A 14,982-nucleotide genomic window follows, 5' to 3' on the forward strand; every position below is an offset into this window, starting at 1 on the left:
TCTAGGCCTGCGTGTCTGAGACCGCGCGATAGGCATGCCATGTGGCATGTCCAAGCCACGGGAAGATGACGATGAGGCCGATCAAGCCCGTAGCCGCGCAGAGTATGAAAAGCGCAAGGACGATGGCGCCCCAGACGATCATCGGCGCAAGGTTGTTCCAGACGAGCGCCGTGCTTGTTCCCATCGCCGTGAGCGCATCGACCTTGCGATCGAGGAGCATCGGAATGGCAAAAACACTGATCGCAAAAGCGAATGAGGCGAACAGGCCGCCCACCGCCGTGCCGACGCCGAGAATAATCCATCCCACCGGCTCGGTCAGCAGGAAGGCGGTTATGTGAGGCAGGCCGGGAAAGGGGCGCACGCCGAAGAACAACGCATAGATGAGCACCGCGGATCGCATCCACAGTAGCATCAGCAGGCTGAGCAGGACCCCGGTGAAAAGCACCTGCGGGCCCGCCGCCGGTTTCACCAGGAGCATTTCGCGCAGCGACGTATCGCGTCCCGCTTCTCGGTTGCGGCTTTTCTCATAGAGTCCGATGGCCAGCAGCGGGGCAATGATCATGAAGCCGGCGAGCGCGGGAAAAAGAATATAGTCGCGGCCATACAGCGCGAGCATCGCGACAGCAGCGAGAGACAGAAGGAAAATGCCCAGACCGTAGGCCAGGCTCGGCATCGGCCGATGGAAAAGATCCTGCCATCCGGCCTTGAGCCATTGGAAGCCGATGGAAGCGGGAAGATGGCGCTGAAACCGCGCGCTCTTCGTCTCCTCGATGCCCGAGGTCTGGCTCAGCAAGCCATAAGAGGGGCTTTTATCGCTCATGTCCCGCTACCTTTCAGCATGCCGATTTCGCCGCGCGATACTGCCCGCTCCCGTTCGCGCGTTCCTTCAAATGTCCCACGCATTCGGGCTGCGAGCGAAAGGCGACGTAGAAAAAATGCGCGTTCGCAAGAACGAACAGCAAAAGGCCTGCTGCCACCAGCGTCCAGACCAGCCACCGGGATCGGGATCGCATGGCCGTCATCGCTGAGGCGCGCTCAGCGAATGAACATAGAGCGCCAATATCTTGATATCCGAGTCCGTAAGCCGCTCGTCCCATGTCGGCATATGCCCCTGGCGTCCGCCATGGACGGTCTCCACGATCTGATCGATGTCTCCTCCATAGATCCAACGCGCGTCCGTCAGATTGGGAGCGCCGACATCGCGCTTCCCGCGCGCATCCTCGCCATGGCAAATCGCGCAATTGGCCATGAAGACCTCGCGCCCCGATACAATCGACGTCCGATTGGCATTCGTCACGAACTTGGGATGCGACAAGGCGTAGACATAGTTGGCCGCCAGACTGACCTGATCGGCATCGAGTATCCCGTCGCGTCCGAACGAGGGCATCTGCGAGACGCGCCCCTGCGGATGCTCCACATTGACCCCAACGCGCATGGTCTGCGCGATCGTCTCAAGGTCGCCGCCCCAGATCCAGTCGTCATCGGTCAGATCGGGATAACCATAACCCCCTTGGCATTAATGCCGTGGCAGGCGGCGCAGTTGTCGCCGAACAACCGGTGGCCGGTGCTACGCACGATGGTCATGAGCCGGGGGTCGGCCGCGATCTGCTCGAGGTTCTCGCTTTCGATCCGCTTTATCCAGTCGGCCCGTCCCGCCTGCGAATCGACCAGGTGCTTTTCGACCGAGGTGCGCTGGTCGATGTTGAGAATTCCCTTGGTGTAGGTGTCGCCCAAGGGCCAAGTCGGCATGAGAATCCACCAGGCGAAAGCGAAGAGATGGGTGACGATCAGAAAAATCAGCACACCCTTGGGGACCGGCGTATCGAGCTCCTTGATGCCATTCCAGACATGGCCGGTCGTTTCATGACCGCTGACGGGATCGCGCTCTACGTCCATGGCTTGTCGTCCTGATCGAGAACGCTTTGTTTGGCTCGGTTGAACTTGCCACGATTGGACGGCCGGAACGTATAAATGAGGACACCGATCATCAGACCGATGAGGTAGAACAGCCCCCAGCTTTTCGAGAATGCAACAAGAGCCTCGTGGCTTATGTCCATGCCTGCCTCCTCATGTCATTTCACCGGCTCTGGCGGCTTCTGCGGCGCGGCCGTATTCTTGTACGGCACGTCGGTCAGCCGGCCGAGAACCTGAAGATAGGCGACGAGCGCGTCCATCTCGGTGACCTCGGTCGCCACATCGTCGAACACGCGAACCTGCGTTTCTTCGCCATACCGCTCGGTGATACCGGACGAGGTCGAGCTTTCCGGTGTCGCCTGGTCGAAGGCATCGACGCTCGCATTCTCGATCATGGCATCGGTGTAGGGCACCCCCGCGGCCCGCAGCGCCTTGAGGTGCAAGGGCAGATCAGCGAGGCGCAAGGGCGTCCGCGCCAGCCAGGGATAGGCCGGCATATTGGAATCGGGCACCACATCGCGCGGATTGGTCAGATGGGCGACGTGCCAGAAATCGGAATATTTGCCGCCAACGCGGGCGAGGTCGGGTCCGGTGCGCTTCGAACCCCAGAGCATCGGATGGTCATATTTGGATTCGACCGCGAGCGAATAGGGACCATAGCGCTCAACTTCGTCCTGCAGCGTCCGGATCATCTGGCTGTGACAGGCATAGCATCCTTCGCGCACATAGATGTTTCGCCCCGCCAGTTCGAGCGGCGTGTAGAGCCGCATGTCTGGCGCCTCCTCGACCGTCTCGTCGATCGTGAAAAGCGGAGCGATCTCGACGAGGCCGCCGACACTGGCAGCCGCGATGATGGCGAGCACGAAGCCGATCGCCGAACGTTCGAGCTTGCGATGAAACAGTTCCGCCACGGCTCAGGCCCTCCCCGCCGCCGTCGCGGCCTGTAGCGGGACGTCGCCTTCGAACGGCGCCTGGGCCGAGGCGGCGCGAATGGTCCTCCACATATTGTAGGCGCCGATCACAGCACCGATCAGGAACAGAAGGCCGCCGAGCGTACGCGCGATGTAATAGGGATACATGGCTCTGAGCGAATCCAGGAAGGAGTAGGCTAGCGTGCCTTCCTCCGTATAGGTCCGCCACATCAGGCCCTGGATGATGCCCGAGTTCCACATGGCAAAAATGTAGACAAGAGTGCCGGCAAGCGAGAGCCAGAAGTGCCACTCGACCAAGGCGGGCGAATACATCGCCTCGCGCTTCCACAAGGACGGCACCAGCGTGTAGAGCGAGCCGAAGGTGATGAGCGCCACCCAGCCGAGCGCGCCGGCGTGAACATGGCCAACCGTCCAGTCGGTGTAATGCGAAAGCGAATTGACGGGCCGGATGGCGAGGAACGAACCTTCAAAGGTCGAGATGCCATAAAACACCGCCGCGACCATCATGAAGCGGAGCGTCGCATCATCGCGCACGCGGTGCCAGGCGCCGTTCAATGTTAGCAAGGCGTTGCCAGCCGAAGCCCATGACGGCACGAGGAGCATCACCGAGAAGGTCATGCCCAGCGTCTGAACCCAGTGCGGTAGGGCGGTATAATGAAGGTGGTGGGAACCCGCCCACATGTAGAAGAAGGTAATGCCCCAAAAGCTCAGGATCGAGAGACGGTAGGAGAAGATCGGCCGCTGGGCCCGGATGGGCAGGTAGTAATAGAGCATGCCCAGGAAGCCCGCCGTCAGGAAGAAGGCGACGGCGTTATGACCATACCACCACTGCACCATAGCATCCTGGACGCCCGACCAGATGGTGTAGCTCTTCGCATGGCCCAGCGAGACCGGAATCGCGAGATTGTTGATGATATGGAGTATCGCGACGACGAGAATGAAGGCCATGAAGTACCAGTTGGCCACATAAATGTGTGGTTCCTTGCGGCGTGCGAGCGTCCGGATGTAGAGGATGAAGTAGGTCACCCAGACGATCACCAGCCAGATGTCGGCATACCATTCGGCCTCGGCATATTCCTTCGATTGGGTAACCCCGAGCAGATAACCGCTGGCCGCGAGGATGCAGAACAGGTTGTAGCCCACCAGCACGAACCAGGCCGAAAGCTGATCGGGAAGACGCGCCCGCGAGGTCCGCTGCACGACATGCAGCGAGGTGGCGATGAGCGCGTTGCCGCCAAAGCCGAAGATCACGCCGCTGGTGTGCACCGGTCGCAAGCGGCCGAAGCTCGCCCAGGCACTGTCAAACGTCAGGTCAGGGAATGCCAGCAGCGCGGCGACCCAGACCCCCACGAACATCGCCACCACCGCCCAAGCCATGCTGGCGATGATGCCGGCCTTGATGGGCTCGTCATAGTAGCTTTGCAAACGGGATTTTGGCGGTTCCGGTCCCCAGATGCCGCGGATTACGATGATGGCGCAAATGGCGGCAATGGCCAGGATCAGCCAGCCGTGGATTTCCATTGTGTCCTGATTGCCTGCCGCTGCGAGAACGAGGCCGCACAGACCGACGGCAACGGAAATGGCGAGCGCGATCTGGCGTTCGGTCTCGGTCAAGGTCAGTATCATGGCCGATCTATTTCCCCCCTCATCGGTCATCGCCACGGGCTGACAGCGCAGCAGCAGGTTCGCTCCCGATGGGAACACAGCTCGCGCCGAACCAGCAACACGCGGGTCGGACGGAAGTTCCCAACTATTGCCCTGCCGTCTCCCGCGGTAAACACCAAAAAATCAGTGGTCAGCGTCGCTCGCCACGCATCGCGGCCGAATTTGAACCTGTGTTTGGCGACGGCGCAATGGACTTTTGCCGATCAAGCTCTTGGACCGTTAAGCCTGTGTCCAAGACTGGCTCGACCTCCGTCTCCGATCGGTCAGGACTGAGCGGCAGCCGCTCTTCAGCATACTGCGGTCGAATCAGCGTATCGCCGCCAGGTATCGTCCGTCGTCGGCACGGAAGAGCACTGACCCATTGCTGTTGACGGACCATGAGGTCACATCCTGCAGAATGGCCAGGAACCTGGTTTCCTGGTTCCCGAGCGCCGGCACGCAAGCCCGGCGCGTCACGGCGAGCCGTCCGATCCGAAGCGACTGTTCCTCGATCGAATAGTCGCCGGTGAACCTGTTGCAGCCGGCCGATCCGCTCACTCGGCCGTCTTGCGAAAACTGCACCGTCACATTGGATTTGTCGATCAGACCGGTCTGATTGATGTCCTCCACCTTGAATTGCGGGCCGATCAAGCCTGAAGCCGCCGGGCGGTCACCAACGCGAACCATATTGAGCGTCCCCAGATCCTGCTCGAACCGCGTGGGATCGACCGAATGAACCGTATCCGTGGTCCATATCGGGTTGCCCTCGGGATCGGTAATCGTCGCACGGACTGCGTAACGCATGTTGGTCTTCAAGTCCTGTTCCTTCACCCTAATCGAAAATGGCAAAGGAACCTGCTGCCCTGCTGTCTCGCGCGTTTCCTTGGCAATGATCACCGATCTCGCATCGGCGCGCGAAACGTCCAGCAGTCTCACGTTGAATTTCGCGCGGGCGGGCAGAGCGATGCGCTGTCGATAGGATGCGTTGCCGGTTACGACCTTGTCTCTCAGCTCCGCAATGGGGGCTTGGGGATCGACGTATCGCGCGCCTGTCGCGCAGCCGCCGAGCGCGAGCATGGTCATCGCCAGTACGGCTGTGAATGGCTTGTTGAACATGGCGTTTCACTTTGCTGTGCGATTGGAGCGGAAGAGAGCAGGTCAGGCGGAACCCATGGCATCGGCAATAATGGGAGGGCTTCGAGCGGCAGTCCTGTGGGAATCGACTTCGCATAGGATGGTTCCGAACCACGAACGTCCGATGGCGGGCGGAAGATTGGGCTGGATTGGCGCGGGCGGCCCCGGCGGATATCTGATCCCCTCTTGGGAGACAGCCACTGAATTTTGGAACCACACGAAAAGCGCAGTCTAGAACCCGTGGCTTCCCGCCACTGCGCCGAGAACCGTGACAGCCGCGATACCCAGCAATATTCGGTGAAGTGTCTCCATTCGGGCAAAATCTGCGGCGGGCTTGACCGATGTCATCATTCGGCGGTGGAGAAACAGCGGCTCGATCACGAAAAGCATCGCGGCGAACACGGCCCACAGCCCTACCATCGCATGCATCCACCAGAAGCGAAGATCGAAAAAGCGGTCCCACATCTGCGCGCGATAGATCATCCAGAAGCCGCTCAGTCCTGCCAATAGCACCCAGATGCGCGCCTGCGCCGCAAAGCGCCCCTCCAGTCGATGAAAGGCCGCCAGCCGCTCCGCCGGCGGATTGGCGGCGCGCACGGACGGCATCACCACAAGCGTCACGAACGCCACGCCGCCGATCCAGACAAGGACCGCCAGGACATGAACGGCCCGGGCCAGGATGATGTCGTCCATGCCTCCGCTCCCTCAGGCCGCGAGCAGTTCGTCGGCCGGGCCGAAGAACTCATAGTGGATCCTGTCCGACGGCACACCCGCCAGCGACAGGGTCGAGACCGCATGACGCAGGAACGGACGCGGCCCGCAGATGTAATAGTCCGCTTGTGCGACCGGTGTGCTGGCGACCAACCATTCATCGGTAATTATGCCGGCCACATCGTAGTCGCTGCCCTCTGTTTCATCCTCGAGCGGGGTCTGGTGAAAATCGGTGATCGCGATCGATTGGCCATGGCTCGCCACAGCGCGGACATGGTCGCGCATCGCATGGGTGTCGCGGTCATGCGTGCCGTGGATGTAATGAACCGGCACTTCGGCGCCGTTCTGAACGAGGGCTTCGAGCATCGCCACCATCGGCGTCAGGCCCACGCCGCCCGACAGCAGTACGACCGGCCGTTCGACATGATCGGCGAGGAAGAATTCGCCAGCAGGCGCGGCCACCTTCAGGATCGTCCCGGGTTTCGCCTCGTCGTGCAACCAGCCCGACGCGAGCCCTTGCGGCTCGCGCTTGACCGAAATGCGATAGGTTTCGCCATTGGCGGCGGCCGAAATCGAGTAGTTGCGCTTGACCGGCGGATGTCCGGGAATTTCGAGCCAGAAGGTAAGATACTGGCCCGGCTTGTGGCGCATGACGGGGCCGCCGTCGACGGGGCGAAGGACAAAGGAATTGATGACGCTGCTTTCGCGCACAACGTCTTCGACGCGGAAATCGCGCCAGCCGTTCCAGCCGCCGGCCGCGTCCTTCTGTTCGGTGTAGACGCGCTGTTCCCGCGCGATCAGGATATTGGCGAGAAACCAGTAAGCTTCCCCCCAGGCCCCGAGGATTTCGTCGGTCGCCGCATCGCCCAGCACCGCCTTGATCGCACCGAGCAGTGCTTCGGCGACGTGCGGATAGTGCTCCGGCAGTATCTGGAGACCGACATGCTTTTGCGCGATGCGCTCGACCGCGGGAGCCAGCGCGCCGAGATTGTCGATATTGCTGGCATAGGCGAGAATGGCGCCGGTGAGCGCGCGCGGCTGCGAACCGGCGTCACCATGATGCGACTGGTTGAAAAGATCGCGAATGTCCGGGTTCTGGAACATCCTGGAATACATTTCATGCACGATATCCAGACCATGCGCTTCGAGCGCGGGGACCGTCGCCTTGACGAGCGCGATGGTCTGATCGCTGAGGGGCTGCGACATAAACTTCTCCTTGTTGGAAGGGATTCGAGTTTCCCGGCGATCAGGCGCCGGGCGGCTGATCATAGAAATCGACCCGCATTTTCATGGCGCCGATGGGCGTCACGAAGTGCGGCTGCTGCGGCAAGATCAATCCGGGCCGTTCGGGCGTCAGGACAACCTCCGACGGTGGATCGAGATAGGTCAGCCGAAGCTCACCCTCCAGAACGCGGATCAAACCCCAGACACCCGCCTTGGTATCATGGCGTGCCCGCAGGGCGGCCGGGAGCGTGTCCTGATCGAACACCGGCGTCGAACGATAGGGTAGAATGTCAGGCATGGGTGGGTACTCGCCGTTCGCAATGAATGGACCCGGCCTCGCCGTCAGCGACGCTTGGCCGATCGAGCCGAAAAAACATGGCAAGCTGCAGGCTCTCGGCAATCCGCTTCGCTTTCGCCTGCAGAGCCGCAGCTGCGTCGGGCGCCATCATCTCGTTTGTCGTACAGTCCCACAGCGCGAGCCAGCGGTCGAAAAGCGCTGGCGTTATCCTCGACCTGTGCTTCAGGTGCGCTGGCACGGGCTGGCCCTTGTATCGGCCACTGGCGAGCATGACGGATGACCAGAACGCCGCCAGCTTTTCGAGATGTTCCGGCCAGTCATCGATCGCGTCGTTGAAAATCGGCCCCAGGTCGGCATCTGCGCGAACGCGCGCGTAGAAGGCGTCGACAAGCTGCTTGAGCGCCTCATCCTTCAGTTCCAGCTCGGTCATTCGCCCGACTCCAATCATGTATCCCGAATGCATCTATACTTTTCCCTGAAAACATGCAAGATGAATACATCTTAATGCGACGAGCTGAGGAAGAGAGTGGGAACGCCCCATGAAACTGACCCTGTTCACCGACTATTCGATGCGCGTGCTGCTCTATCTGGGCGCGCGGCCTGACCGCCTGTGCTCGATCGGTGAGGTCGCGCAGGCCTACGGAATCTCGCAGAATCACTTGATGAAGGTGGTGAACCAACTCGCACGCAGTGGTGATGTGGAGAGTGTGCGTGGACGGTCGGGCGGCATCCGCCTGGGGCGGCCGCCCGAAGAGATCAACATCGGCGCACTCATACGCCAGACCGAGGACGGCTTCGATCTCGTTGACTGCGGCGGATGCGTGGTCGCGCCTGCATGTGGGCTGACGGGCGTGCTGAAGGAGGCGCTCGGCGCGTTCCTGGCGGTACTTGACCGCTATACGCTTGCCGACCTGCTGACGAAGCGGCGAGATCTCGCGTCGCTCTTCGAGCGTAACGCGGCCGATCGGTTCGAAACCCCTGCGGCGCCAGATGGATGATTGACGTCTTGGCGCATCGAAGCCGAAAAGGAGGAACGTGACATGTTCTGTCCAGAATGTGGTGAACCGGTCGATCCCGCTCCCTTTGACGGTCGTCGCCGCGCGTCGCGGTCATGGATCGCCGCAGGACTCCAAATCGGCGCGCGATGGGTAAAGGTATTGCGCGCTGGACGCTCCAAGCCGGACCGCACGCGGCAGTCCGCTTGCCCGTCTTGCTCCAATCATAAAACCACGAACACGGAAAGGAATTGAACGATATGGCCCTTCACCACGCAGCGCCCGGAGAAGTCGTCGATCTCTTGCCCGAGAACGTGACGACACATGAAGAACATTCCACAGCGATCGTGAAGGCGGACCATTTCGAAACCATCCGGCTGGTGATCCCGAGCGGCACCGAAATGCGCCAGCATCAGGTGCCGGGCAGCATCATGCTGCATTGCCTCGAGGGCCATGTGAAAGTCGAGCTCAGCGCAAGCTCGATCGAACTGCGGCGTAACCAGTGGGTCTATCTCGAAGGAGGCGCGCCGCACTCGGTCAAGGGCGCGGAAAACTCTGTGCTGCTTCTGACGATCCTCTTTCCGCCTGTAGAAGGATCACAGGCAAAAGCCGGCGCCGAGACCTTGGCGGTCGATGCCTATGACGATTGCGACTGTGTCGACCGGTGGGAAGCGGAAGGCGGTCCGGTCGTTCAATCGGATCAGCCTGCCCCCAGGAAGAATTGATCACGGGCGGCATGATGGCACGGCGCGCAGCGCGCTAGTCGCTTTGCTGTACCGCCTCGTAGCCCATAGGGGAGAACCATGGATCGAACACGTCAGCTCTGGATTTGGCTTCTATCATTGCTGGCAGTCTCTTTTGCCGTCCTGCTTCTGGTTGGCCGCGACATCAGCATTCAGGCGCCGCCGCTTCCCGCCAAGGTCGTGACCGCAAACGGCGAAACCGTCTTCACCCGTGCCGAGATGCAGCGTGGCCGCCAGGTCTGGCAATCTATGGGCGGCATGCAACTGGGCTCGATCTGGGGACACGGCGGCTACGTAGCGCCCGATTGGTCAGCCGACTGGTTGCACCGGGAATCACTGGCACTTCTCGATCTCTGGGCACAGCGGGATCTGGGCGGCGCCTTTGAGAGTTTAAACGAGGAACACAAGGCGCTCCTCCAGCGGCGGCTGCAAACGGAAATGCGCCGAAACACGTTTGAAGCGAGCACGGATACCATCACGATCAGCAACGATCGCGCGGTGGCAATCGAGCGGGTGGCAAAGCACTACGTCAATCTGTTCGGCAACGACCCCGCCACGGCCGAGCTGCGCGAAAACTATGCCATGAAGAACGATACGGTCCCCGACGCAGGGCACCGAGCCGCCATGACCTCCTTCTTCTGGTGGACGGCCTGGGCGGCCACAACGGAACGACAAGGGCGGACGACAACGTATACGAACAACTGGCCGAGCGAGCCGCTGGTCGGGAATCGCCCACCATCAAGTACATTCATCTGGTCGGCCTTCAGCGTCACCTTCCTGCTTGCCGGCATCGCGCTGTTGGGTTGGCACCATGCGGTGACGCACGGACGAAGGGAGAAGGAGCACGACCTCCCCGCGAAAGATCCGCTGCGCGAGATCGCGGTGACGCCTTCGATGCGGGCGACAGCCAAATATTTCTGGGTCGTTCTCGCACTGTTTCTCGCGCAGATCATGCTGGGTGCAATGACGGCCCACTATCAGGTCGAGGGGCAGCTGGTTTATGGCTATGAAGCGGCCGAGATCCTGCCTTATTCGATCACCCGCACCTGGCACACGCAGCTTGCCGTGCTGTGGATCGCGACAGCCTGGCTGGGAACGGGCCTCTACATAGCTCCTGCGATCTCGGGCCATGAACCGAGGTTCCAGGCTCTGGGTGCCAACATCCTCTGGGCCTGCCTCCTGATTATCGTCGTGGGCTCCTTTGCCGGGCAATGGCTCGCGGTGATGCAGAAACTGGGACTGGAGAGGAACTTCTGGTTCGGACACCAGGGCTGGGAATATGTCGATATGGGGCGCTTCTGGCAGTGGTTTCTCTTCATCGGCCTGATGCTCTGGCTTGTGCTCGTCGGCCGGGCGCTCTGGCCTGCGCTCAAAGAGAAGTCCGAATCCCGCCACATCACGATGCTGTTTTTCCTATCCGCCGTAGCCATCGGACTCTTCTACGGTGCCGGGCTGTTCTGGAATGAGCATACAGCGCTCTCCATGATTGAATATTGGCGTTGGTGGGTGGTCCATCTGTGGGTCGAAGGCTTTTTCGAGGTGTTCGCCACCGCGGTCATCGCCTTCCTCTTCACGCGCCTCGGCCTCATTCCGACACCCACCGCCACGGTCGCCGTCTTGTTTGCCACGATCATCTTCATGGCAGGCGGAGTGCTGGGAACGTTGCACCATCTCTACTTCGCGGGAACCTCGATCGCGGTGCTGGCGCTTGGCGCGAGCTTCTCAGCGCTCGAGGTCGTGCCGCTCGCCTATATTGGCTTCGAAGCTTATGAACACTGGAAGCTGAGCAGCGCGACACCCTGGATGCAGCGTTATAAATGGCCCGTCATGTTCTTCCTGGCGGTATCCTTCTGGAATCTCGTCGGAGCAGGCCTGTTCGGCTTCCTCATCAATCCGCCGCTGTCGCTCTATTACATGCAGGGTCTCAATCTGACGCCGCTGCACGGACACACCGCATTGTTCGGCGTATACGGCATGTTGGGCGTCGGGCTCGTCCTGTTCTGCCTGCGTGGCATGTTGCCGAACCTGATCTGGAACGAAGGCGTGCTGAAGACGAGCTTTTGGTGCTTCAACATCGGCCTTGCGTTGATGGCGCTCCTGACCTTGCTGCCACTTGGTACGCTTCAGCTGACCGCCGCGATTGACAAGGGCTACTGGTACGCTCGCTCGGCCGAGTTCATGCAGCAACCGGTGGTCGATCTGCTGGTGTGGCTGAGGGTTCCTGGAGATATCGTCTTTTCTGCCGGGGCGGTAGCGCTCGCCTGGTTTGTCGCCAGTCTTTGGCTCAGACCCCGGTCTGACGACAGCGAGGCGCAAATTGCACAGTGATCGATCGAGGAGTCCGATGCCGCGCAGTCCCAGCCAACCCTTGCTCGTGGGCTAGCCACGTTCTGTCGACAAACGCCACACTTGGATGCGAGTTTCGGTGAACCTTTTGTCCATGCGCACCAAACTTCTGTTCGCAGGTCTGGCAGCCGGGTCGATGGCTGCTCTATCCTCGCCCGCGATTGCTCAGATGCCGCCCGGCTCACGGGACTGTTCATTCCAGTCGCTATCGCCGGAGGAAAAGTCTCGGTACCAATCCCGTTACCGGCGCCGCGTGCGCGTCGATGGGCAAGCTTTTGCTGATAATGGCTGTATGAACAGGTGTGCATGACAGCCTCTGAGCGCAAAGCCCTCCGGCGTCCCCGCAAGGGCAAAAACTGCCGCGCCGTTTCGCGCCCCGTCACCAGCTTGGACGGATCCATGACAGTTGGCATCGGGCGCAAATGCGACTGACGCGCTCGATGCCGCACATGGCGATCATGGTGCGTTTCCAGGAGGGGACCAAATCCTACGCTAAGAATTTTGGCCAGCGATATTCTTCGCCGGTCAGGGTTATGTGCTCCCACCCCGCTCCTTACGGAGATCGAATCCACTGATCACTGAATTCTGACTTTAGAAACGTTTCTTGAATCGGGATCCATGGATGAAAAGGGGCCGACTCTCTGCATTCAGCGAATATTCGAACGCGAAGGCAGAAGGCCGGCCTGATCGATCAGAAGCTGATCGTTGCCGTGCCCCAAAAGCGGCGCCCTTCATCGAGCATCCAGTTGCCGTCGAGACCATCAAACCGGCCGCGGTCATCGACCGGCACGATCTTGTCGGTGACGTTGAGCACCGCCGCCCTCAGCGCGAAATTCTCATTGATCGTGAAATTGATGCCGACATCGAAGGTCGTGCTCCCTTCACGGGTGCGGGTGTTGAGCGCGCCGTTGCGGAACCCGCTGAAAGTCTGCTTGCCCGAGTAGTAGCCGAGCACATAGGCCGCGATCTGCTCGGTCGCTTGCCAGTCCAGGCGAACGTTGGCCATGTGCCTGGGCGTCTTGTCGAGCGGCGTTCCGTCAAGCGAACTGCCGTCGAAAGCGGGCTCGCCGCCACCCTTCCGGACGGAATCGGTGTAGGTATAATTCGCGGTCAGCAGCAATGCCGGGGTGATCGGCAGTCTGCCATTCACTTTGTCAAACGGCGCGCAAACGGGACCCCGTATAGGCGTTGAAGGGGGACCCCCTTTTCGAGATTGAGCGGAGGGTTGATGCCCTGCGCTGTGTGCGGCGGAGGTCGGGCGTAGCCCGGCCGGAGGCGTACACAGCGCAAGTTCGTTTTGAAGCTGGGGTGAGAGTGGCGGCTAACTGCGGTTTTTGAAGCGCCAGCTGTCGTTGCCGGTCTCGACGATATCGCAGTGATGAGTGACGCGGTCGAGCAGAGCCGTGGTCATTTTGGGATCCCCGAACACGGTAGGCCATTCGCCGAAGGCGAGGTTGGTCGTGATAACGACGCTGGTGCGTTCGTAGAGCTTGCTGATCAGGTGGAACAGGAGCTGGCCACCAGAGCGCGCGAACGGCAGATATCCCAACTCATCGAGCACCACCAGGTCGAGCCGTGAGAGCTGTCCCGCCAGGGTCCCGCCCTTGCCGATCCGGGCCTCCTCTTCGAGGCGTGTCACCAGATCGACGGTGTTGAAGTATCGTGCCCGAGCCCCTTTGCGCACGACGTTGGCGGTAATCGCGATGGCGAGGTGGGTCTTGCCGGTGCCCGTGCCGCCGACGAGCACGATGTTGCGACGCGCCGGTAGGAAGGAGCCATCATGCAGGGAGCGGATCAGTCCCTCGTTGATCGGCGTCCCTTCGAAGCTGAACCGCTCCAGGTCCTTCACCACCGGCAGCCGCGCGGCCGTCATGCGATATCGGATCGAGGCGGCGTCGCGATGGGTGGCTTCCGCGCGGAGCAGATCGGTCAGGATCTCCATGGTGGTGCGCTGGCGCTGGAGGCCGGTGGTGACGGCCTCGTCGAACGCGGCCACCATGCCCTTGAGGCCCAGGCCGCGCATTGTGTCGATCATCTCATGCCGCTGCATCATAGCCTCGCAGTCGGTCATAGCTGGCACAGTCGGCGATCGGCGGGTGACTCAGCATCCGGTCTTCCGAAGTGACGATGCTATGGGGCGTCGCCGGCTCGCGGCGACGGGAGAGGATGTTGAGGATCAGGTCGTCGCTGACCGTTCCGCTCGCCAGCGCTTCGCGCACCGCCGCCTCGACCTGCTCCAGCCATCGGTGAGCACGGCCGAGAGCACCCGCACGAACCTGCGATCCGCCTCATCCCCGTGCCCCAGCCTGCGTCGCAGGCGATGGAGGGATGGCGGCAACTCCCAGTCCTGGAACGGCGCGCCGTTGCGCAGGGCACCGGGCTTGTGGGCCAGAACCGGCAGATAATGCCAGGGATCGTAAATGGTGCGGTTCCGCCCGAAGTGACGCTCATGTTCCCCGACGATCTCTTCGCCGCAGCGGATGACCATCCGGCCCGCATAGGCGCGCACCTGCACCGTGCGCCGCGCCGCCCTGGACATGACCGAGTAGCGGTTGCGGTCGAAGCTGATGAGGCAGGTGCCGGTGACGGCATGCTCGCTCTCATGGAAGCCATCGAAGGGCGCCAGGATCGGCTGCAGGACAGGCCGCTCCATCTCCAGCGCCTAGGCCACGGTGATATCGCCGCGCTCGGGATGGGTGTGGTGCTCGGCCCAGCGCCGGCACTCCGCCTTCCTTCTCACGATCTGGCTTTTGAGCCATTCGAGCATGGAATCTTTTGCCATCATGGGCGTCGTCGTCGCTCTCGGCAGCATCGTCTACCGGGCCAGCATCCGCCGGTCATCAACGTAGGGGTCACGACGGTGGAGCGAGCGGTCGGCTCTTCAAGCCCAACGCGATCGGCTCATTTCTCGCTCACCAGTCGTGAACTAACGGCAAATTTGTCAGAATTTGAGGGTGAAAGTGATTTATGGCCCTCATTTTTGTTTCAAGCAGCGCCTGCCGAATGCATCTCTGCGATTGATGTCTTCTGCAAAAGCTTGT

At 61.2% G+C, this 14,982-nt stretch carries 14 protein-coding genes and 2 pseudogenes; 3 read left to right on the forward strand and 13 right to left on the reverse strand.

The window, feature by feature from the left end:
* Position 1: 1 nt before the first annotated feature.
* From B6S01_RS17880 to B6S01_RS17935, 10 genes and pseudogenes are all read right to left on the reverse strand, one after another.
* Positions 2-820, reverse strand: coding sequence for a DUF2189 domain-containing protein (locus tag B6S01_RS17880; RefSeq protein ID WP_004212715.1), 819 nt, complete (start codon positions 818-820; stop codon positions 2-4).
* Positions 821-1,018: 198 nt separating this feature from the next.
* A pseudogene (gene ccoP / locus B6S01_RS17890) lies at positions 1,019-1,896 on the reverse strand (cytochrome-c oxidase, cbb3-type subunit III).
* The gene (locus B6S01_RS17895; protein ID WP_004212711.1) at positions 1,887-2,057 is read right to left on the reverse strand and encodes a cbb3-type cytochrome c oxidase subunit 3; all 171 of its coding nucleotides are present in this window, start codon (positions 2,055-2,057) and stop codon (positions 1,887-1,889) included. The pseudogene ccoP and the gene B6S01_RS17895 overlap by 10 nt, the downstream one beginning before the upstream one ends.
* 15 nt (positions 2,058-2,072) lie before the next feature.
* Positions 2,073-2,825, reverse strand: coding sequence for a cytochrome-c oxidase, cbb3-type subunit II (gene ccoO / locus B6S01_RS17900; RefSeq protein ID WP_004212709.1), 753 nt, complete (start codon positions 2,823-2,825; stop codon positions 2,073-2,075).
* 3 nt (positions 2,826-2,828) lie between these two features.
* Entirely contained in the window at positions 2,829-4,472 is a 1,644-nt protein-coding gene (gene ccoN / locus B6S01_RS17905; protein ID WP_004212708.1) for a cytochrome-c oxidase, cbb3-type subunit I, read from the reverse strand.
* A gap of 345 nt (positions 4,473-4,817) precedes the next feature.
* Positions 4,818-5,606, reverse strand: a complete 789-nt coding sequence (locus B6S01_RS21755; RefSeq protein ID WP_025549134.1) for a YbaY family lipoprotein — start codon at positions 5,604-5,606, stop codon at positions 4,818-4,820.
* A gap of 249 nt (positions 5,607-5,855) precedes the next feature.
* On the reverse strand, positions 5,856-6,317 hold the full coding sequence (locus tag B6S01_RS17920; RefSeq protein WP_004212706.1) for a hypothetical protein: 462 nt from the start codon (positions 6,315-6,317) through the stop codon (positions 5,856-5,858).
* A 12-nt stretch (positions 6,318-6,329) separates the two neighbouring features.
* Entirely contained in the window at positions 6,330-7,541 is a 1,212-nt protein-coding gene (gene hmpA / locus B6S01_RS17925) for an NO-inducible flavohemoprotein (RefSeq protein WP_004212704.1), read from the reverse strand.
* A gap of 40 nt (positions 7,542-7,581) precedes the next feature.
* Entirely contained in the window at positions 7,582-7,857 is a 276-nt protein-coding gene (locus B6S01_RS17930) for a DUF1971 domain-containing protein (protein ID WP_004212703.1), read from the reverse strand.
* Entirely contained in the window at positions 7,850-8,287 is a 438-nt protein-coding gene (locus B6S01_RS17935) for a group III truncated hemoglobin (RefSeq protein ID WP_004212701.1), read from the reverse strand. The genes B6S01_RS17930 and B6S01_RS17935 overlap by 8 nt, the downstream gene beginning before the upstream one ends.
* Positions 8,288-8,396: 109 nt before the next feature.
* Between B6S01_RS17935 and B6S01_RS17940 the strand changes: the two genes are divergently transcribed.
* From B6S01_RS17940 to B6S01_RS17950, 3 genes are all read left to right on the forward strand, one after another.
* On the forward strand, positions 8,397-8,855 hold the full coding sequence (locus B6S01_RS17940; RefSeq protein ID WP_004212699.1) for an Rrf2 family transcriptional regulator: 459 nt from the start codon (positions 8,397-8,399) through the stop codon (positions 8,853-8,855).
* A 257-nt stretch (positions 8,856-9,112) separates the two neighbouring features.
* On the forward strand, positions 9,113-9,577 hold the full coding sequence (locus B6S01_RS17945; protein ID WP_004212697.1) for a cupin domain-containing protein: 465 nt from the start codon (positions 9,113-9,115) through the stop codon (positions 9,575-9,577).
* 78 nt (positions 9,578-9,655) lie between these two features.
* Positions 9,656-11,923, forward strand: a complete 2,268-nt coding sequence (locus B6S01_RS17950; protein ID WP_025549136.1) for a nitric-oxide reductase large subunit — start codon at positions 9,656-9,658, stop codon at positions 11,921-11,923.
* Between the two features lie 709 nt (positions 11,924-12,632).
* Here B6S01_RS17950 and B6S01_RS17955 read toward each other — a convergent pair.
* The 3 genes and pseudogenes from B6S01_RS17955 to B6S01_RS17965 form a co-directional block, all read right to left on the reverse strand.
* Positions 12,633-13,061, reverse strand: a complete 429-nt coding sequence (locus B6S01_RS17955; RefSeq protein ID WP_021245211.1) for a TonB-dependent receptor domain-containing protein — start codon at positions 13,059-13,061, stop codon at positions 12,633-12,635.
* A gap of 201 nt (positions 13,062-13,262) precedes the next feature.
* On the reverse strand, positions 13,263-13,991 hold the full coding sequence (istB, locus tag B6S01_RS17960) for an IS21-like element helper ATPase IstB (protein WP_025549137.1): 729 nt from the start codon (positions 13,989-13,991) through the stop codon (positions 13,263-13,265).
* Positions 13,978-14,672: pseudogene (locus B6S01_RS17965) on the reverse strand (Mu transposase domain-containing protein); the annotation flags it as partial. The gene istB and the pseudogene B6S01_RS17965, both read right to left, overlap by 14 nt.
* Positions 14,673-14,982: the final 310 nt, after the last annotated feature.

The organism is Sphingobium herbicidovorans (genome assembly GCF_002080435.1).
GTDB lineage: Bacteria > Pseudomonadota > Alphaproteobacteria > Sphingomonadales > Sphingomonadaceae > Sphingobium > Sphingobium herbicidovorans.

What these genes read in the sequence shown, in the direction of transcription:
- B6S01_RS17880 (WP_004212715.1), bottom strand. Translation starts at nt 820, where the DNA reads ATGAGCGATAAAAGCCCCTCTTATGGCTTGCTGAGCCAGACCTCGGGC.
- ccoN (WP_004212708.1), bottom strand. Translation starts at nt 4,472, where the DNA reads ATGATACTGACCTTGACCGAGACCGAACGCCAGATCGCGCTCGCCATT.
- B6S01_RS17940 (WP_004212699.1), top strand. Translation starts at nt 8,397, where the DNA reads ATGAAACTGACCCTGTTCACCGACTATTCGATGCGCGTGCTGCTCTAT.
- B6S01_RS21755 (WP_025549134.1), bottom strand. Translation starts at nt 5,606, where the DNA reads ATGTTCAACAAGCCATTCACAGCCGTACTGGCGATGACCATGCTCGCG.
- B6S01_RS17895 (WP_004212711.1), bottom strand. Translation starts at nt 2,057, where the DNA reads ATGGACATAAGCCACGAGGCTCTTGTTGCATTCTCGAAAAGCTGGGGG.
- istB (WP_025549137.1), bottom strand. Translation starts at nt 13,991, where the DNA reads ATGCAGCGGCATGAGATGATCGACACAATGCGCGGCCTGGGCCTCAAG.
- B6S01_RS17945 (WP_004212697.1), top strand. Translation starts at nt 9,113, where the DNA reads ATGGCCCTTCACCACGCAGCGCCCGGAGAAGTCGTCGATCTCTTGCCC.
- B6S01_RS17935 (WP_004212701.1), bottom strand. Translation starts at nt 8,287, where the DNA reads ATGACCGAGCTGGAACTGAAGGATGAGGCGCTCAAGCAGCTTGTCGAC.
- B6S01_RS17950 (WP_025549136.1), top strand. Translation starts at nt 9,656, where the DNA reads ATGGATCGAACACGTCAGCTCTGGATTTGGCTTCTATCATTGCTGGCA.
- hmpA (WP_004212704.1), bottom strand. Translation starts at nt 7,541, where the DNA reads ATGTCGCAGCCCCTCAGCGATCAGACCATCGCGCTCGTCAAGGCGACG.
- B6S01_RS17920 (WP_004212706.1), bottom strand. Translation starts at nt 6,317, where the DNA reads ATGGACGACATCATCCTGGCCCGGGCCGTTCATGTCCTGGCGGTCCTT.
- B6S01_RS17930 (WP_004212703.1), bottom strand. Translation starts at nt 7,857, where the DNA reads ATGCCTGACATTCTACCCTATCGTTCGACGCCGGTGTTCGATCAGGAC.